The sequence below is a fragment of the Flavobacterium frigoris PS1 genome, assembly GCF_000252125.1.
Taxonomy (GTDB): domain Bacteria; phylum Bacteroidota; class Bacteroidia; order Flavobacteriales; family Flavobacteriaceae; genus Flavobacterium; species Flavobacterium frigoris_A.
Genome location: NZ_AHKF01000018.1, coordinates 480,677 through 500,097 on the forward strand (window position 1 = coordinate 480,677; position 19,421 = coordinate 500,097).

The following is a 19,421-nucleotide window of genomic DNA, read 5'->3' on the forward strand; positions in this document are numbered from 1 at the left end:
AGTGGTTAATTATTTTGTTCAAAGAAAGGGCGTTTGTTTCATTTGAAACAAACGCCCTTTTGAGTTTTATAATGTTAGGCTATTCGCTATAAGCAGCAACTAATTGCTCAGCCATCGCTATTATATCTTTGGCTTCAAAATCAGGTTTACTTGATAAGCTATAAAGCGATTGACCTTCACGAGCAATAAATCCAGTTGCTAGGCCCGCATGGGCAGCACCTGCCAAATCCCAACCATGTGCTGCAATCATAATCATTTCGTTTGGTTTTACAGCTAGTTTTTTAGCTGCCCATAAATAAGTTTCGGCTTCAGGTTTGTATTTTTTGATACTATCAATACTTAATGCATGTTCAAAATAATCGGTGAGATTAGAGTTCTTTAATTGTTCCTTTAATGCGCTATCAGGTGAGTTGGTCAGAGTAATCAATCGGAAACCATTTTCTTTTAAAAGCTTGAGTCCTTTGATTACATCGGGATAGGTTTGCAGAGATTTAATTACTGATAAAGCTTCTTTGATTTCTTCTGCAGTAACTTTTTTGTGCATTGATACTGCTGCCATTTTTAGCGTTGCTGCAGCTATAGTGGTGAAATTATGGTATTCATTAATACTATTAGATACTGTAGAGTAATGCAGCAACATGCCAAACCATATTCGGAATCCCTGCTCTTCATTCAGCATCGCATTAACCGATTTTTTTAGAGGAGTCATGTCGAGTAAAGTTTCGTTTACATCAAAGACAATTACAGGTTTGCTTTTTTGTATAGTCATTTTATTTGAATTTAAATTAGTTGTACCATCTTTTAATGGTTTCAAGAGCAGGTTTTTCCTGCGGTGTGTAATCAATACTATTTTTTGGCTGCTTATGGTAATCATCAGCATACCATTTCCATGCAAAGCCACCTACAAACCACTCTTTTTGGGTCATGGATTGAAATAAGGACTCGTAGGCATTGGCTTGAGCCAAATTATTGATTTCATTTTTAGTTTCTACCCAAGGTTCTTCAGTCGCATGATTGGAATTGCGGTATCCAAACTCGGTAAAGAGAATCTTTTTGTTGAACTTTTTTTGAACTAGATCCATTTTCTGGATGTGTTTTATCCATCCCTCATTCAGCTCTTCAACAGAAGGATTTTCTGCATTAGATAGTGGGAAATAACCATCAATACCAATGTAATCTAATTGGTTCCAAAAAGGAACTTTATCAAAATCATCCCAGTTAGCGGCATAGGTCAATTTACCGGTATAGATTTTTTTAATTTTCTGGATTAATTGATTCCAATATTCAGGCCTTTTTGCAACTGAATTTCCTAATTCTGTTCCAAAACAAAAGAGTTCAATTTTTTCTTTTTGGGCTAATTGTGCGAAATCAAGAATGTATTTTTCATAATCGGCTTCCCAATGTTGCCACTCTTTTTCGGTAGCAAAATCTAAATGCCCGGTATAAAAATTATGGTTTATCCAAAGGTGTGGTTTTAACATCACAGTCATTTTATAATCATGTGCCATTTTATTGCTCGCAATTATACCTTCTGTTTTTTCGCCCCACCATTGACGATCATTGTTATAATTTACGGAGGCATTGTCAATATTTGCAAACGCATAAGGAATCAAAGAGATTGCGTTGACATGATTCTCTTTTAAATTCTCTAGCGTACTATTTTTTAATTCTTTTATGGGCGCTACAAGATTCATCCCCTTGTATTCCATTGCTACAATTTTTACTGTTGGTTTTAAACGTTTTTCAGCAAATTTATCTTTGTCTTTATTGTTATAAAAGGCATATCCACTAATAATTAGGATAAAAAGGAGTAAAAGGACAAGGAATTGTTTTTTCATAATGCTAAAGTTAACTTATAAAAACTGCTAACTGAATTTCTAATATGAAAGTATTACGTCGCAGTTAATTATTTATTTTAGTGCGGTGGTATTTTAATATTCGCGCATTAAAAAATGCTAATTATGCTTTCTTTAATTTCTCAATAATAGTCAGCTTTTTTGCTTCGGCCATTTTCATACTTCCATTGGATTTGTTTGGAGCAAACCATTGGCCAATTAGTTTGTCCATCAATTTCGACTGATTTTCATATGCATTACAGGTTTCGCACATGGCTTTATGGGCCTGTAATTGTATTTTTTCTTTTAGCGTCAAAGAAGTAAACATTTGTTTATCTATCAGCTCTGTTGATTTTTTGCAAGTCCTCAACATTATTCTCAGTGCTATATGCATTTTCTCTAAAGTTAAAGTGTTATTAAACCCATTTAATTTCAAGACATTTCCTCAAAAGTAGTTTTGATCTATGTACTATCTGCCAATAATTAGACGAGCTGATTTCTAATTCCTGACAAATGTCGGTGGTGTCTTTATCTGATAAATACTTGGATGTAACAGCTAATTTCCATTTCTGGGGTAAGTCTTCCATACATTCCTGCATTACTTCATTAAATTCGGGATTGTCCAGCAACTCTTCTTCCTGGTCCCAAATTGCTTTTACATCATTACTTTTCCAGCATCCATAGGTGTTAAACATGCCTTCTGATAACTCAAAACCACTGTTTTCAGTCAAACTAAAGGTTTGTTTAGTCGTTTTGGCACTCTTGCGGTAATAGTCAATTACTTTGTTATTTAGAATAGAAAATAGCCAGGTTTTGGGTTGGCTTTTCCCTTGAAAAGTATCTATTTTATGAAATGCCGATAAAAAAGTTTCTTGGACTAAATCTTCGGCAGTCTCTTTTGAAGATGTTTTGTAGAATGCCCAACAATAAAGTTCATCGCTAAATTGATTGACCCAATTTTCTAATAGCGTTTTTGGGTTTTCGTTTGTAACATCCATATATATCTGTAGGCTTCATTATTTTAATTATGCCAAATGTACTATTTTTTTGTTGCGCAGAAAGTTAGTGTTTTCATAAATTATATAGGCAACAACCACGAGATATTCGATTCCAATTAACCAAAAATTCTCCTGAAAATCTAGATTGGAATAGGCACTATAGCTTAATATTACCGTTAAACTCCATACAATAGGGTAGTTGTATTTTGTAAAAACACCAATCAATATAAGATTGATAACATACCAAGGGTGTACTGTTGTAGTAGTAAAAAAATAAACGGTTAAAACCAATAACATAGTTTCAAACAATTGTTCTGTTGTCCCGTTTTTTCCTTTGAAGGCTTTATAAATAATAAATAGAATCATCAAAACGGGAATTATTTTACCTGTAGTATGGATAATATTGTAGCCTTTGACCCAAAAGCCAACTTCACGAATAAGATAATAAATACTAGCATTAAATTCAAAATTGGTAAACCATAGACCTATAGTTTCACTGTAGTTCTGAATAAGTTCAGCAGAAAGAAAAGGCAAAAAGAGCATGATATTAACTGTAATAACTATGCTATAAAAAAAGAATGCTTTTTTGTATCCTAATTTTTGCAAAAATAAAGGCAATAGTAATAAGGGAAGTAATTTTGTTGAAATAGACAAGGCTAATATTACAGCGGCAGCTTTCCATTTTTTTTGATGTAACAAATACATACTCCAAACAAAAAAGAACAGCATTACTCCTTCAAAATGAAGATTTGAAGTCAGTTCAATAATAACTAATGGGTTTAATAAATACCAGAAAATACGGTGTTTTTCGATTCCTAATTTCTCTAATAGTTTACTTCCGAAATATAGGGTACCCAGATCAGCTGCGATGATAATAAGTCGCATTGTAACTACTGCTCCAATCACAGAATTTGCACTAAATAAGGCAGCAAGTGCAAATAAAAACTGATTTATTGGCGGGTAATTAGAAAAATGACTTGCACTTAAACTGCCCATTCCGTCGAAGAGCTCTTTGGCATTAGCCAAATTAAAATTAGCCTGATCTATTAAATCATTTGGCAAGGATAAGTAGGGATTTATTCCTTGAAGAAGCAAACGCCCATCCCAAATAAAACGATAATAATCTTGTGATAAATTAGGCGAAACGGCGATGAATACGAATCGAAAGAGTAGGGCAGCACCTATCAAAAAAGGGATGTTGTCTTTTTGTAATTTGATAATTTGGAAAAAAAAAACAAATAAAAAGCCATAACCAATTAGTAGATTAATAAATGCTGAGCGTTCTAATACATAACCTACGTAGCCATAAATAAGGATACTTAGTAGGAGATATAAATAAGACTTTACAGTATTTGAACTTAAAGAAATCATTAGTGATTATCTGTTATTGATTTTATGAAAACAAAGCTAAAGCCTGTTAAAAGCATAAAGTGAAGTGCAATTATACTGTAATCGTTTAATAAGACAGCACTGTAGATTCCAAAAAGAAAATAAAAGATTAAACCACCTTCGATAATTATGTTTTTAGATATTTTTTTAGAGAGGTAGCTATTTTGTTTCCACTTGTCTTTTAGTCCTTCAATATTCAATTTTGGAGTTCTAATAAACTCACTTTTTTTACCTATTAAACCTTCTAATACAGCTATTGTATTGTGAAAAGAAAAGCCCATCACAATGGTGTAAAAAGTAAAAAACATACTGGTGTATTTCAAGAAGTTTTTATATCCACCGCCATGAAGACTTTTAAAAGTAACCCAATAGCTAATAAAAAACAATAAGGAACTAATGACAAAAAAGATTAAAATATCAAATATGGCATCAAATTGTAGGTATTTGTTTTTTATATATAAAACAGGTACACTCAATATTGCCATGACAAAAACGGCAAGGAACATGGTGCTGTTTAATAAATGTAGAATACCATGAACCTTTGTTTTGAATCCGGTTGTTTTTGATAATACTAATCGAATTGCATTTTTACTGAAATTTTCTGCACCTCCTTTATTCCATCTAAATTGCTGCGAACGGGCTGCACTGATAATAGCAGGTAATTCGGCAGGTGTTTCTACTTGTTCTAAGTATTTAAACTTCCAGTTTTTTAATTGTGCGCGATAGCTCAAATCAAGATCTTCAGTTAGTGTGTCACTTTCCCAGTTTCCAGCGTCAAGAATGCATTCTTTTCTCCATACACCAGCTGTACCGTTAAAATTGATAAAGTGTGATTTAGAATTCCGGCCTACTTGTTCTAATGTAAAATGAGCATCTAAAGCAAAAGCTTGAATTTTTGTGAGTAGTGAATAATTGCGATTTAGATGTCCCCAACGTGTTTGTACAACGCCAATTTGTGGATCTTTAAAATACGGAACGGTTCTATAAAGCCAGTCTTTTTGAGGGACAAAGTCGGCATCAAAAATCGCAATAAATTCTCCCTTAGCATAAACTAAACCTTCTTTTAGCGCGCCAGCTTTAAAACCGGATCTGTTTGTTCTTTTTATTTGTTTGATATCGATTCCGGTAGCAGCAATTTGTTGAATCAAAGTTGCTGTGTCAATTACACTTTCATCAGTGCTGTCATCTAAAACTTGAATTTCTAATTTTTCTTTTGGGTAGTCGAGTTGTGCAATAGTTGTTAATAATCGCTCTATCACATATTTCTCATTAAAAATAGGCAATTGTATGGTGACATAAGGGATTTCCTCAGCATTTGAAAAGTCAAATTGTGGAGATTCATCTTTTGTTTTTTTGCTTTTAAGGTAGTTAAGCAGCAAATTAAATTGTGCCAAACTATAAAAGAAAACGAGTAAAATGGAAATTGCGTAAAGGATTACGATGATGTAAGAAAGCTGTAGCATGTTATTGTTTAACCTTTTTAGGATGTTATTTAAAAGTATATTTAAAAATCCAGCCAATTATTTTTATTCCAGCCATTACTGATCCTTTAACTGTTCCAGACACTTTAGAAACGCCAATTCGATTTTTGTATCGAACGGGAATCTCAACATAAGATATTTTTTGTTTTAAGGCTTTTAGTTGCATTTCAACAGTCCATCCATATGTTTTATCTTCCATGTTTAAAGCCAATAACTTTTCGTACTTAATGGCTCTAAAGGGACCTAAATCGGTAAATTTTGCATTAAAAAACAATTTCATTAGGAAAGTGGCCAGCCAGTTTCCAAAAATTTGCTGTGGAGTCATAGACCCTTTCTCTCTGAGACTGGGAACTCTGGAACCAATTACAAAATCAATATTGTCCTTTAAGATAGGGGCTATAAGCTTGATTAGCTCTTCAGGATAATCAGAATAGTCACCGTCCAGAAAAACCACTATTTCTGGTTTTATTTCTTGGTTCGAAATGTATTCCATTCCTTTTAAGCAGGCATATCCATAACCTTTTCTGTTTTCAGAAAGTACAGTGGCGCCAGCATTTTTCGCTGCCAGCTCGGTATTATCGGTCGAGTTATTACTAATTACAATTATTTCATCAACAATTGAAGGGATTTCCTGAATTACATTGGCAATAGCTTTTTCTTCATTATAAGCCGGAATAATTACTTTTATTTTACTCATAAAAAGTTCAATTTATTGTCTTTTTTGAATTCCTTTAATGAATTCCATTCATTGCTTTTTGTACCCATAAAATATTTTTCGACTCGAATAATTTGATTGTTTTTATAAAAAACAGAAAAGCCATTTAATTGGTCGTTTTCAAACTCACATTTTTTGCTTATTGCCTCTTTTGAATTATAGAAAATCCACCATTTGCATTTTTTGTTATTTATAAAATGACCTTCTTCTTTTTTATTTCCGTTTTCGAAATAGTAAAGCCAGTAATCTACTTTCTGAGTTTGGTTTAACCATCCTTCCGATTTTAATTTGCCGTTATCATAATGCTCTTTTAAATAAGTTTTTTGACCAGATACTTGGAAAAAAGTGAATAAAAGCAATATATAAAATCCTTTTTTCATTCTATTTGTTGTTGAGCAAATCCATTAAATTTACATCATTTCCTAATAGGATTTCATTCGAATTTATTCTTCCTTCTTCAGAACCATTTTCTAGCTTTAAAACTCCTCTAGGACATACCGCTGCACAAATACCACATCCTACACAGGAAGAGCGAACAATATTTTCGCCTTTTTGAGCATAGCTTCTTACGTCTATTCCCATTTCGCAATGTGTTGTACAATTTCCGCAAGATATGCATTGTCCACCATTAGTTGTAATTCTAAATTTTGAAAATAACCGTTGTTGCAATCCTAAAATGGCAGCCATTGGGCATCCAAAACGACACCAAACACGATTACCTAAAAGAGGATAAAAACCAACTCCAATAACACCACTAAATGCAGCACCAATAGCAAAACCATACCATTTTCTTAAGGCGTAGCTATCTATAAAAAGAATATTTTGATTGCCCGAAAAGAAATTAATTGCTATTGAAATAATAATTATGGCAACTAATGACAGCATTGTGTATTTAGCATCGGCATCTAAATCGCTGCGTTTGAAATAGAATAAAGCTCCAGTAAAAACAACTAAAAAGCCCACAATACCGTATATAAATTGGTTTCTTGTTATAAAACTTAACTCTGGATTATTAGACAAGAAAGTAAAGATAACCGCAATAGTAGTCACAAACGAGAAGACTAAAACCGAATGGATCATCCAACGCTCAACTTTCCATACTGTTTCGGTAGAATTTGATAAGTGTCTAAAAGGATCTCCAGCTGTTTCTGCTAAGCCTCCGCAACCACAAACCCAAGAGCAATACCATCTTTTTCCATAGAAATAGGTCAGAATAGGCGAAATAATAAATATCATAGCAACACCAAAAATCAGCATAAACATGCCAAGGTTACCACCTTGTACCATATTGGTCAAGTGCCAATCTTCAAAGAAATAATAGTTTAAGGGCCACATATTCTTTAAATCCTTGGCAAAATAGGGAAGGTCAGGATTTAATTTAGATAGGATTTCAGGGATTAAAAAAGCAAAACCCAATTGGAAAAACATTACAGAAATAGTGCGGACTAATTGGTATTTATTGTTTCTGTATTTTAAAATGAATTTGTAACCTAAACCTAAAATAGCTAGGGTATAAAAAGTTCCGTATACGAACCACTGACTGGCTGCATGTCCATTTAAAAAATAACTGAAAGGATCAAAGAAACCCACAATTCCAGAATTTGCGACTCCATCTTCTCCTAAACCTAAATAGCTAGGATACCAATAGAGCACAACATAGAAGGAAGTTAGTAAAATACCAAGCATATAAGCAAAAATACCGCGGTTAGTAAGTGATTTATGAAAAATCCCGTTATTATTAATACCTTCCGGTTTATGCAGATAGCTGCTTCTTGCATAGATTATAATTCCAATTAAAATGGAGGAAATGGAAACAGTAAACCATATTGTTTTATTTGGAAAATTGACATTAAATAAAGCCAATATCATAATGAAAAGCCCAATAAAACCGAGTGTTAATCCTAGTTTTTGAACGGTGCTTAGCTCATTGTCCTGATGCGATGCAATGGATATGTTTTTTGGTGATTTGCTCATTTTATTCTGTTTTTAATCCAATGAATTCGGTCGTAAACTGTTGTTGTATCTCTTTGTTATAGTTGGTGAAAAATTCAGGATCAAAGTTGGCTTCCGCCAAATGATGCATAACATAATCGACCGTTTTTTCATCAGTAAGCACCTTGTCAAAGAACTCATGACGCAAGCGTATTCCAAAAGTATTAATCCCTAGAAACGTGCGACTTTCTTTGTCAAATGAAATTCGTATTGCTTTTTTACCGTCTTTATGTTCCCAATAAAATTGCTCCTCATGTTCCATTGGTTTTGCAAATACCCAGCCGTAGGTCTGGTATTCGATATCCAGAAACTTAGCGGAGTTGAACCAGTGTCCCGGTTTGTATTGTGTAGGATTGCCTGTTAATGTTTGAGCGAGTGCTTCTCCCATCATTCTGCCCGTGTACCAGACGGCTTCTATTGGACGACGCAAATCGATACCTTCGTGCTGTTCGGCACAATCGCCAATGGCAAAGATATCCTTGATATTAGTTTCTAAAAAACGATTCACTTTCACGCCGCGACCTAAATCAATTCCAGAATCTTTCAAAAAAGCAACATTAGGCGAAACACCAGCAGTTAGGCCTACAATTTCACAGTCAATTGTTTCACCTTTGTCAGTAACGACAGCTCTAGCGTGTCCATTTTTATCAGAAAGAATTTCAACTAGATTTGTTCCTAAACGCAAATCGATATGGTGCTCCAGAATATGGCGATTGATCATTTGGCTTTCGCCCAAAGGCAGAACACCGCTCCAGAAACTTTTTTCCCGAACCAAAAAAGTAACGGGGATATTACGGGATCGTAGCATTTCTGCCAATTCGATACCTATTAAACCTCCACCTACAATTACAGCGCGCTTTGTTGTGGGAGCCCATTTTTCTAATGCTTCTAAATCCTGTTTGTCATACAAACCTGTTACTCCGTTCAGATCCTGACCAGGCCAGCCAAATTTGTTGGGGATAGATCCTGTAGCAATTACTAATTTATCAAACGAAATTTTAGAGTTATCCTCCAATACAAGAGATTTTTCCTTTGGCAACACTTCCGTTACCCGCTTATGGACCAGATTGATGCTGTTCTTTTTCCAAAAATCATTTTCATAAGGTTGCATATGTTCGAATTTCATATGGCCCATAAAAACATACATCAGAGCCGTTCGGGAAAAGAAAAATTCTGTTTCCGAAGAGATGATCGTAATTTTTGAATCGGATTGTTTTCGGATGTGGCGTGCGAGTGTCACTCCCGAAATTCCGTTACCGATGATGACAATATGTTCCATAGAAAAAGGCATTCGTTAAATAATTATAGGAAACAGGGATGTTTATTCATTCATAAAGTTATGATATTAGAATGAAAAGAGACTGTTTTTATTTTGTTTTAAAGCTTTTGTCTTTTTTGAACGTATCTTCAGTAACAGTAACAAACTTAATGTTCGTTAAGCTGGCGTTTCCAATGTTATTCGTAAGTCCTTCACCTTCTTTCCATTCCCAGAAAACCCATTTTGTAGCAATAGGAATTCCATCAATTTCTTTATATTCTAAATATTGAATCGCATGTGGGTTTTTCTCTGCTTCCTCTTTGGTTCCATTTGCAGTAACGATATAAGCCGCTTTTTCGATTAAATTAGTCTTTTTATCAGCATAGACCACGTACCAGTCATCTGGAGCTTCTCCTGTACCTGATTTAAAAGTTAGTTTTTCAGTTAGGTACTCTTCGTGATTGGCTTCTTTGTTGTCATATGTATTCCATATCGTTCCGGGATCACTTAGTTTATAAGGAAAAAGGAAAAAATAACCCCAAGTAAAAGCATCAAATCGTACTGTTTCTTCGCTTGGGATAGTAGGGGAATAGAAAACTTTATCTTTATCAAAAATTATTTTAGCACCATTTTTATACTCAATCACTCCTTCTGTTGAGTTGGTAAGAATAGTAAATTTAGCATCTATTCTTTCTTTGCCTCCAAATTCTAACTTCAAATCATATTGAATAGCTTGCTTAGTTGCAAACTTTTCTTTTTGATGAGTTTTTTCTATTTTTTGTGTAAAGTTTTCTTTTTCTTCATTTGATTTACATCCTACAAATAGAAGTGTGGATAACAGGACAGTGGCAACAATTTTCTTCATTTGGGTCTAATTTTAATATTTAATAATTGATTGTTCTTTATTTTCGGTACAGTGGATAAATTCTTTTAGCCTTCTATTTTATTGTTTTCTTATAATATTCCAACATGCTTTCTGATGAATGTCCTAGTCTTCGCTTTAAGTGAATAACAGCAAAATGGTATTGCAATCGCCAAACACCATTTTCGCGATACCTTCTGGCCGAAGTAATCAAATTTTCAGGAATCACGATAAACTGTTTTTTATTGTACAATCTTGAAATGATCTCGTTGTCTTCATAAATAATAAAGTCTTCGTTAAAGCCATTTATTTCATTAAAAAGGGCTTTAGTGACAAATAGAGACTGATCACCACCACGACAGGAAATATGATTTATTCTGGTAAACCATTGCGAGATTGCTAAAACAGGATGTTGGTAATCAAATTTCATTCGGAAACAACCCGCTTTATTGCCTTTTTGAACCTGATCCATAATTAAACGGTCAAAGTCCTTAGGCGGAAAGCTGTCACAATGTAAAAAATAGAGCACTTCGGCAGTGGCAATTTTGGCGCCTGCATTTAACTGTTGTGCTCTTCCTTTTTTGGTATGAAGCAGTGCTACCTTTTGATGGTTTTGTATCACTTTTTGAGAACCATCATTACTGCCGCCATCAACTACAATAATTTCAAATTCAACTGTTTGTGAAATTGAATTTTCTAAATGGAACAAAAGTCGATTTATAGTATTGACTTCATTGAATACAGGAATTATGATGGATATTTTATTCATTTAAACTCCAGTTGTAATCTTTGAATTTTACTTTTGCATTTTTATTAATTTTTAGGCTACTATACTGATTTAAAAAATCAATCAAAGTTCCTTTTGTTTTAAAATCACCTGAAAACCAATTGAATATTTCCGAGACTTCAATTTTATCAGCAGTGATTGTGTTTTTTGCTTTGTCGTTTACAAATGATTTTGCGCTATTTTCTAACTGTTTTTCAATCTTAGCCTCGGTATAAGCTTCATTCAATAAGTTTGGACAAGAGAAGGACGCGCAATTGATGGCGAAATGGATTCGAGGTTCCCCCATTTTTCGCAGAATTTCATGTTCTATTTGTTCTAAACTGTATTTATTGGTACCTAAAGTAAAAAACTTTTTTCCCCAAGGGTCTTTGATGTCTTTGATGCTTTTAACGGGATAATTATCAAGGATTAATTTAACGGTATATGCATTATAAGCATTAATCCAATAGGCAAGTACTGCCTTTTTTGATGATGATTTTGAGGGAACATTTGCTGCCAGTAGATCTAAATACGACTGCAATTGCTTACTGTCTTTTTGAAATCCTTTGTAATCTACAATCCCATTTTTAGAGACATTTTTCTGTAGCAAGACATTCCACTTAGAGTGATCCATACTTTGTGCTGTTTCCATATTAGTTGTTTGATAGGCTAAATCAGGAATTTCAGTAGTGCTTGTGCTCTTCCCACAGGAAAGAAGAGGTAATAGGAGTAGGCTTATAAAAAAAGTTCTCATCAGTAGTATTATTTAGTTATATCAATAATAGACAGTAATAAGGTTTATTCCTGACAAATAACGGGGTGTTATTTTTTTAACGGATAAAACTCTTGTGCTATAAAATCTTTGGGAAACTGATTTTCACCATTAAAACCCAGTTCAATATCTCTTCCGTCACTTGGTATGTAATTGGTTTTGAATAGATAGTCCCATATGCTTAACGAAATTCCAAAATTGACTCCATATTTGTTAGGAAGTTCTTTACTGTGATGCCAGATATGCATTTTGGGATTGTTAAAAATATATTTCAAGAAACCATAGTCCCAACCTAAATTAGCATGGTTCAAATGCCCAATCGCAATCGAAATAAAGTGTACAATAAATACATCTTGCAGGTTTACTCCGCCAATCAAAATGATAGGGATATAAAGTATCGATTTATACACTATGGGTTCCATCCAGTTGTATCTAAAATGTGCTGCAAAGCCCATTTCTTTGACGCTGTGGTGAGTCTTATGAATTTTCCAGAAAAAGGGAACCATATGTAGCAATCGATGAATGTTCCATTGCAAAAAATCGCTGATCAGAAAAAATAACAATAAAGCGATGGGTTTGGGTAATTCAGAGATAGAGAAAAGCTGAATCGAAGTGAGTTGGAGCCCAAAAAGGGACAAGAAATCATTGATCAGTTGTTCTGATATATTCGATACAGCGATGAGAAGGATGAGATTCAACAGGAAAAAATTGAAAATCAAGTAAAATAAATCCAACCAAAAATCCTTTCGAAAAATAGCTTGGTTTTTTCGCCAAGGAAATAATATTTCCAGCAACCAAACGACAAGTGAAATCGCGACTAAACCGTAGAAATAATTATCCCAATTCCAGTATAGTATTTCATTTATTAGATAATTGAAATAACCGCTATATGAATTGATAAAGATGTCGATGTATTTTTCCATTTCTTATTTTATGTTGTTTTGAAGATAGTTATAATTACTGTTCATTAAATCTTCAAAAGTGTCAATGTCATTTAAGGTCGGTAATAAATGTATTTTCTGAGTTTCTAAATCTTTCACTGTATCGGTGAAAACCGTAGAAGTTCCCCAATCCTTATTCTTAAAAACTGAAGGTATTATTTTTTTTAAGCCTAACAAATAATAGCCACCATCTTCTGCGGGACCTAGCACCACATCGCTTTTTTCTAATTCGGTAAAAGCAGTTTCAATGATTTCTGTTTTTAAATCGAATAAATCACTGCCAATAATAATGCAGTTTTTATAGCCTTGACTAAAAAGAAGCTCAAATGCATCCTGCATCTTATGTCCTAAATCGCCTTTGGATTGGATTCTTTTTTGATAAAACTCTTCTTTCCAAATGTCATGATCAACTACTGCAGTGTCATAAAATACAAATTTATCACAGTCTACACTTTGCGATTGTTCCATCGTATGCTGCAGTAGGTCTTTGTATACCTGCAATGCATCAGCTTCACCGATAGTTTTTGCCAATCGTGTTTTTACTTTTCCTAATTCAGGATTTCGGGTAAAAATAAGTAAAGCATTATTTTTCATACACTTTGACTCCCTTAGTTAGATAAACACTCCATTCTTTATTGAAAGCATGAACGCTGTCGGTTTGCTTATTTTGGTTGTTAACGACTTTACCTCCGTTATTTTTATATTCAAAAATACCACCGTATAAATTATAAACATTTTTGTAGCCCGATTTTAATAGTTTCTCTCCAATTTTTTCACTGCGAACACCAATAGAACAATAAACAACGATTGTTGCATTTTTATCTTTTACGTTAGAAGTGATATTTTGGATTTTAAAATCGTCAAAACCAACTGGAATTGCGCTCTTAATATGGCTTACGTTGAACTCTTTTGGTTCGCGTGCATCAAGAAAAATAAGGTTATTTTTATTTTTTAACTCCTCGACTTTGATATAAGGAACGCTCTGTTTGTTCAGCTTTTTCAGCGCTTGTGGAATACTGCTTTGCGCAGAAACCATCATAGAAAAAAAACAAATAATAGTAATTAAGTAGAAGCGCATATGATTTTTTTTATAAAGGTATTTAAATAGTTAGACGTAATAAAACTTATTTACTGACAAAACATTTAGATTTTGATAAGTATGTAGTTACGAATAGAAATAACGGCTATTTTTAATGAATATTTACGTTACTAATAAACAAAAGCAAGCTCTATAAATACTTGTTTATGATAGGACTAATCTTTACTTATTGACAAGATCTTTTTAACTAATAGTTGATGTCAACCCATTTTATGCCTCGGCAGATTAATTTCATGTTGCTGTGGATAGGGCGCTCGATGTGTCATGCTCACATCTTCTTTAATTTGTTCATGAACTTTATATTGCCTATCGTTTGTGTTAGAATAACGAGGATCGGGCACAAACGGCATTTTGGCCATTTTGCTTACGGTAACTGTTGGGAAATGATAATCGACTTCAACTGTTCCAAGAAGCAGATAACATCCTCCGCCCTGAAAGGGATATTTTTTGAGGCTGTCCGTGAAATGTGCGGTGTCGAAATATTCTCCTTCATTATCGACCCAGGTTCCAAAATACATAGTTCCAATTTTAGTAGGCACGTGCTTTCTTGAAATAAGATAAGCCAGCATTTTTACGGTCTTTTTATGATGGCTTAATAAGTCTTTTGCCATTAGCTGTCCGCGGTATTTTGTCTGTAACAGATCGAATGGGGTGCAGGAAACCGGAAAACTCAAAAGCTCGATTTCGTCAAAAGCATCTTCAAAAGCGGAGCGTTCGAGTACGGGCAGGGTGTATTCTTTTATCGGTTCCTGAAGGAGCATCAGGGTTTTGTTCTCGGGTTTGAAGTTGACCAGAATCAGTCTGGCAATGACCAGCAATTGATTTTTTGTTTTGCCCGTAAAGCGGAATGCCCCAATAAAAATCAGAATTTGTATGCCTTCAATCCCTATTGGAATGCGGTTGATAAAATCCTCCAGTGATTTGAATTCGCCATTTGCCTCCCTATCCTTAACTATAAAATGTGCTATTTTGGTTTCTAAACCTTCGAGCTGCATGAAACCCAAATAAACGTCAATGCCGTATAATGCAGTTTCGTATTCACTTTTATTCACACAGGGGTTGTGTATGGTCGCCCCAGACATCTTGGCTTCGTGCACATAGACTTCGGTACGGTAAAATCCGCCATGATTATTGATGACTGCGACCATAAATTCAATAGGGTAGTACACTTTGAGATAGAGGCTTTGGTAACTTTCGACTGCATAAGAAGCGGAATGTGCTTTACAAAATGAATACCCCGCAAAGGATTCTATCTGTCGGTATATTTCTTCGCTCAACTTTACGGAATGCCCTTTTTGCGCACAGCAGGCGAAGTAATTGTCTTTCACTTTTTGTAAAGCGGCCTTCGAACGGCCTTTGCCGCTCATCGCCCGACGCAAAATATCCCCATCGGCAGCGGGAAGCCCTGCGTAATGTAAGGCAATCTTAATTACATCTTCCTGATAGACCATAACACCGTAGGTTTCGCCGAGTTGTTCTTTAAAAACATCATGAAAATATTCGAAGCGGTTCGGATGGTTGTGGCGGAAGATGTATTCTTTCATCATACCGGACTGGGCAACCCCCGGGCGGATAATCGACGAGGCTGCAACAAGGGTTTTGTAGTTGTCACATTTAAGGCGGCGTAAGAGTCCCCGCATAGCTGGGCTTTCGATATAGAAACAGCCAATGGTTTTTCCATGACTTAGAAAGGCATTAGATTTTGTCTCATTTTTTGATAAAGCAATATCACGGATATCGACTTTTATTCCTCGATTTTTCTCTATTAGCTTCACGCTATCATCAATATGACCAATGCCGCGCTGGCTCAGAATGTCAAACTTTTCGAAGCCAATGTCTTCTGCAACGTGCATGTCGAATAAGACGATTGGAAAACCTTTTGGGGGCATTTCCAAAGGGGTATAATTAGTAATAGGTTCTTCCGAAATGATTATACCACAGGAATGCATGCTTCTTTGATTAGGATATTTCTCGAGCAGCATCCCATATTCCTGGACTAGTTTTACGATTGGGTTTTTATCGTGTAACTGCATTGGGTTTTTTGCCAACAGATCTAATTCTTCTTTGGGTAAACCAAAAACTTTACCGACTTCTCTGAATATGGAACGGTATTTAAACTCCACGTTGGTTCCGCAAAAAGCGACATACTCAGCACCATATTTGTCAAAAATGTACGTCAGAATGGTATCGCGTTCTTTCCAAGACCAGTCAATGTCAAAATCAGGCGGACTCTTGCGGTTGATATTCAGGAAGCGTTCAAAGTATAAATCCAGTTCAATAGGGCAGATTGCAGTGATACCAAGGCAGTAGCTTACGATACTGTTGGCGCCGCTGCCGCGACCGATGTGCAGAAAGCCTTGACTAATGCTGTATTGTATGATATCCCAGGTGATTAGAAAATAGCCGCTGAATTCCAGTTGGTCAATAACTTTCAATTCCTTTTCCACTCTTGCTTTCGCTTGTATATTATCATCTCCGTACTTTTTTGACAATCCTTCCCAGGCAAGATCCGTCAGAAGTTTCATGTCACTTTCCCGGCTTCCAGAATAGTACTTTTTATTTTTGGGCGTTTTGAAGTCAAATTCAAAATTGCATTCATCAATGAGTTTTCCCGTATTTTTAATAATTTTCGGATGCTCCTCAAACTTTGCCAACAATTCCTCTAAAGGGATCATCACTTCAGACGTTTTGCAATAGTCGTTTTCAGTGAGTTTTGATAAAATAACATTGGTGTCAATAGCACGGAGTATTTTATGCAAATTGAATTCTCTTTTTGTACGAAATGTGACCGATTGCAAGACGACCATTTTATCAAGCCGAGCACGCCATTCTGGGAGGAATAATTTTGGAAGCTGCTCTGGAGAGATTCCTGTAAATTCATATTCTTTCAAAATCGCTGGTAAATTTTCGAAAGGATATATAATGCATACATCATTAAACCCAGGGGCAGCTAATGGCAAAGCAGTGTTTTCGAAATTATGTTTGGTTAGAAAGCGATTCATTTCTGCCAGCCCATTTGCATTTTTGGCTAGACCAATATAACGCAATTGATTGTTACAGCGAAATTCTATTCCCACTACTGGCTTGATGTTGAATTCTTTACAGCCTTTTATAAAATCATAAATTCCCGTTACCGTATTAATATCCGTTAATGCAATTGCCTTAAGATTACAAGTAGCGGCCTGCTGTATTAGATCAGCCAGCGGAATGGTTCCGTAGCGCAGCGAGTGAAAAGAATGACAGTTGAGGTACATTGGGTTACTATTTGCGTTTCAAAATTTCGGATTTGTTATTGGGTTTGAATGTTGCTCCTGCACAACGCATGACAGCATCAAAGCCATACCTGCTTTTCATTTTGTCCATAGCTTGGTATAATGACAGCATTTCCTCGGTATCCTCAAACATGTTTATTTGGTAGGTACCTCGCACGAGTCCGCTGAAGCGAATCCCGATCAGGCGGAGTCGCATGCGGCGCTGGTAAAGCTTATCAAATAAGTCATTGACGTTTTTTGTGAGGGTATGATCGGCTGAGGTATAAGCTACTTTGCATTGCTTGGTTTCAGTGTCAAAATTGGCGTAGCGAATTTTTATCACCACGGTCGAGGTCAGCCATTCTTCTGATCGCAGCTGGAAAGCCAGCTTTTCGACCATGCCCACAAGCACCGATTTCAGTTTTTGAATATCGATGGTGTCTTGGTCAAAGGTATGTTCGGTCGAAATTGATTTCCTTTCCGTATAGGGTTCCACGGGATTATTATCGATGCCGTTTGCTTTTTTCCATATATCGATTCCGTTCTTGCCTATCATGCGTTGCAATACTTCTGCAGGCATTTCTGAAAGCGTCTGAATGGTGCGGATGCCGATTCGGGACAGTAGTTGAAAAGTTACGTCACCTACCATGGGTATTTTTTGGATAGACAGTGGGTTCAAAAATTGCTTTACCTTATTTTCAGGTATTTCTAGATTTCCCAACGGTTTCCCTTCGCCGGTGGCGATTTTAGAAACTGTTTTGTTTACTGATAGGGCAAAACTTATGGGCAAACCAGTTTCTCTGGTAACAGAGTGCGCCAGTTCATCAGTCCATTTATAGCTGCCATAAAACTTATCCATTCCGGTAATATCGAGATAGAATTCATCGATGCTGGCTTTTTCTACAATTGGAGCATTCACTTGAATTACCTCAGTCACTTCATGGGATAATTTGGAATACAGTTCCATATCGCCTTTCATTACTTTTGCTTGCGGGCAAAGTCGGAGTGCCATCTTAATGGGCATTGCGGAACGTACCCCAAAAGTCCGCGCCTCATAAGAACAAGATGCAACCACACCGCGGTCGCCACCGCCAATAATCAAAGGAATTCCTTCTAGTTTTGAATTCCCCAATCTTTCGCAGGACACAAAAAAAGTGTCCAAATCCATATGTACAATTGCCCTTCCCATAATCTTCTCATTTTATACACAACAAAATTAGTACGGATTGTAACAAAATAGATTATATTTGTTGTTCCAAATTGTAACAAAATAAATATGTCTTTATTTTCCGATAATATCAGGAACCTTAGGGTCAAACAGAAAATTTCACAGGAGAAACTGGCCGAGTCGCTGGCAATAACCAGAGGGAGGTACGTCAAGTATGAAGACGGAACTTCGGAAGCGCCTTATGAAATTTTGAAAAAAATATCCCATTATTATCATATTAGCATTGATTTACTACTTTCAGTTGATGTGCGAAAAATACCGATGGATAATCTCATGAAACTGGAGGATAACAGGATCCTACTACCCATTACGGTGGATAGGGAAGGAGACAGTTTTATTGAAATCATTCCTCATAAAGCCAGGGCTGGTTACCTGAGTGGTTATTCTGATCCTGAATTTATCGAAAACCTACAGCACATTTCGTTGCCCTGGCTGCGCAATGGAAAATTTAGAGCTTTTCCCGTAGATGGTGATTCTATGCCGCCCCATAAAAGCGGTTTCTTTATTGTGGGTCGTTATGTGGAAAAATTGGGTGATGTCATGGATGGCAAGACGTATATATTATTGACCAAAAACGAAGGTATTGTTTACAAGAGACTAAACAAAAACGGGAAAAATGCATTGGTGCTCCATTCGGATAATACCTATTATAAATCCTATGAGGTTAAGGCCTCAGAAATCCTTGAAATTTGGGAATTTGCCTGCAGTTTTGCTACTGAAGAATTTGGACCTGATGATTTGAGTCCAGAAAGTTTGAAAGATGTGCTGATGGAATTAAGAAGAGAGGTTAGAGAAGTAAGGGAGAAGCTTGCTTAAAACTAATCTTGCTACTGC

19 protein-coding genes are annotated in these 19,421 nt (G+C 35.6%); 1 reads left to right on the plus strand and 18 read right to left on the minus strand.

What is annotated here, in order from left to right; translation table 11 throughout:
- Positions 1-79 precede the first annotated feature (79 nt).
- The 18 genes from HJ01_RS10845 to dinB all read right to left on the minus strand — a co-directional run bounded on the left by HJ01_RS10845 (position 80) and on the right by dinB (position 18,548).
- Positions 80-814 (minus strand): haloacid dehalogenase type II, encoded by a 735-nt coding sequence (locus HJ01_RS10845; protein ID WP_238531081.1) that lies wholly within the window; start codon positions 812-814, stop codon positions 80-82.
- On the minus strand, positions 786-1,838 hold the full coding sequence (locus HJ01_RS10850) for a glycoside hydrolase family 113 (RefSeq protein WP_007138452.1): 1,053 nt from the start codon (positions 1,836-1,838) through the stop codon (positions 786-788). The genes HJ01_RS10845 and HJ01_RS10850 overlap by 29 nt, the downstream gene beginning before the upstream one ends.
- Before the next feature lie 121 nt (positions 1,839-1,959).
- Positions 1,960-2,229: a hypothetical protein gene (locus HJ01_RS10855; RefSeq protein ID WP_138984271.1), complete on the minus strand. Its 270-nt coding sequence runs from the start codon at positions 2,227-2,229 to the stop codon at positions 1,960-1,962.
- Between the two features lie 22 nt (positions 2,230-2,251).
- Complete coding sequence (locus HJ01_RS10860; protein ID WP_007138454.1) at positions 2,252-2,833, minus strand: sigma-70 family RNA polymerase sigma factor; 582 nt, start codon at positions 2,831-2,833, stop codon at positions 2,252-2,254.
- Between the two features lie 27 nt (positions 2,834-2,860).
- Positions 2,861-4,204 carry a polyprenol phosphomannose-dependent alpha 1,6 mannosyltransferase MptB gene (mptB, locus tag HJ01_RS10865; RefSeq protein WP_007138455.1) on the minus strand — a complete coding sequence of 448 codons (1,344 nt, stop codon included), beginning with the start codon at positions 4,202-4,204 and terminating at the stop codon, positions 2,861-2,863.
- Positions 4,204-5,685, minus strand: coding sequence for a cellulose synthase family protein (locus HJ01_RS10870; RefSeq protein WP_007138456.1), 1,482 nt, complete (start codon positions 5,683-5,685; stop codon positions 4,204-4,206). Before HJ01_RS10870 ends, mptB begins: the two co-directional genes overlap by 1 nt.
- 25 nt (positions 5,686-5,710) lie before the next feature.
- The gene (locus tag HJ01_RS10875; RefSeq protein WP_007138457.1) at positions 5,711-6,400 is read right to left on the minus strand and encodes a glycosyltransferase family 2 protein; all 690 of its coding nucleotides are present in this window, start codon (positions 6,398-6,400) and stop codon (positions 5,711-5,713) included.
- On the minus strand, positions 6,397-6,798 hold the full coding sequence (locus HJ01_RS10880; RefSeq protein ID WP_007138458.1) for a toxin-antitoxin system YwqK family antitoxin: 402 nt from the start codon (positions 6,796-6,798) through the stop codon (positions 6,397-6,399). Before HJ01_RS10880 ends, HJ01_RS10875 begins: the two co-directional genes overlap by 4 nt.
- 1 nt (position 6,799) lies before the next feature.
- A complete protein-coding gene (locus tag HJ01_RS10885; RefSeq protein WP_007138459.1) occupies positions 6,800-8,392 on the minus strand; it encodes a 4Fe-4S binding protein in 1,593 nt (530 codons plus the stop codon).
- A gap of 1 nt (position 8,393) precedes the next feature.
- Complete coding sequence (locus tag HJ01_RS10890; protein ID WP_040473920.1) at positions 8,394-9,689, minus strand: NAD(P)/FAD-dependent oxidoreductase; 1,296 nt, start codon at positions 9,687-9,689, stop codon at positions 8,394-8,396.
- Between the two features lie 88 nt (positions 9,690-9,777).
- Positions 9,778-10,533: a DUF6503 family protein gene (locus HJ01_RS10895; RefSeq protein WP_007138461.1), complete on the minus strand. Its 756-nt coding sequence runs from the start codon at positions 10,531-10,533 to the stop codon at positions 9,778-9,780.
- A gap of 73 nt (positions 10,534-10,606) precedes the next feature.
- Complete coding sequence (locus HJ01_RS10900; RefSeq protein ID WP_040473860.1) at positions 10,607-11,299, minus strand: TIGR04283 family arsenosugar biosynthesis glycosyltransferase; 693 nt, start codon at positions 11,297-11,299, stop codon at positions 10,607-10,609.
- Positions 11,292-12,050 (minus strand): DUF547 domain-containing protein, encoded by a 759-nt coding sequence (locus tag HJ01_RS10905; protein ID WP_007138463.1) that lies wholly within the window; start codon positions 12,048-12,050, stop codon positions 11,292-11,294. Before HJ01_RS10905 ends, HJ01_RS10900 begins: the two co-directional genes overlap by 8 nt.
- A 68-nt stretch (positions 12,051-12,118) precedes the next feature.
- The gene (locus HJ01_RS10910; RefSeq protein WP_007138464.1) at positions 12,119-12,991 is read right to left on the minus strand and encodes a sterol desaturase family protein; all 873 of its coding nucleotides are present in this window, start codon (positions 12,989-12,991) and stop codon (positions 12,119-12,121) included.
- 3 nt (positions 12,992-12,994) lie between these two features.
- A complete protein-coding gene (locus HJ01_RS10915) occupies positions 12,995-13,603 on the minus strand; it encodes a TIGR04282 family arsenosugar biosynthesis glycosyltransferase (protein WP_007138465.1) in 609 nt (202 codons plus the stop codon).
- Positions 13,593-14,087: a rhodanese-like domain-containing protein gene (locus tag HJ01_RS10920; protein ID WP_007138466.1), complete on the minus strand. Its 495-nt coding sequence runs from the start codon at positions 14,085-14,087 to the stop codon at positions 13,593-13,595. The genes HJ01_RS10915 and HJ01_RS10920 overlap by 11 nt, the downstream gene beginning before the upstream one ends.
- A 221-nt stretch (positions 14,088-14,308) precedes the next feature.
- Positions 14,309-17,362, minus strand: coding sequence for a DNA polymerase III subunit alpha (locus HJ01_RS10925; protein WP_007138467.1), 3,054 nt, complete (start codon positions 17,360-17,362; stop codon positions 14,309-14,311).
- A gap of 7 nt (positions 17,363-17,369) precedes the next feature.
- Positions 17,370-18,548 carry a DNA polymerase IV gene (gene dinB, locus HJ01_RS10930; RefSeq protein ID WP_007138468.1) on the minus strand — a complete coding sequence of 393 codons (1,179 nt, stop codon included), beginning with the start codon at positions 18,546-18,548 and terminating at the stop codon, positions 17,370-17,372.
- Positions 18,549-18,635: 87 nt separating this feature from the next.
- Between dinB and HJ01_RS10935 the strand changes: the two genes are divergently transcribed.
- On the plus strand, positions 18,636-19,403 hold the full coding sequence (locus tag HJ01_RS10935) for an XRE family transcriptional regulator (protein ID WP_007138469.1): 768 nt from the start codon (positions 18,636-18,638) through the stop codon (positions 19,401-19,403).
- The last annotated feature ends 18 nt before the right edge of the window (positions 19,404-19,421 follow it).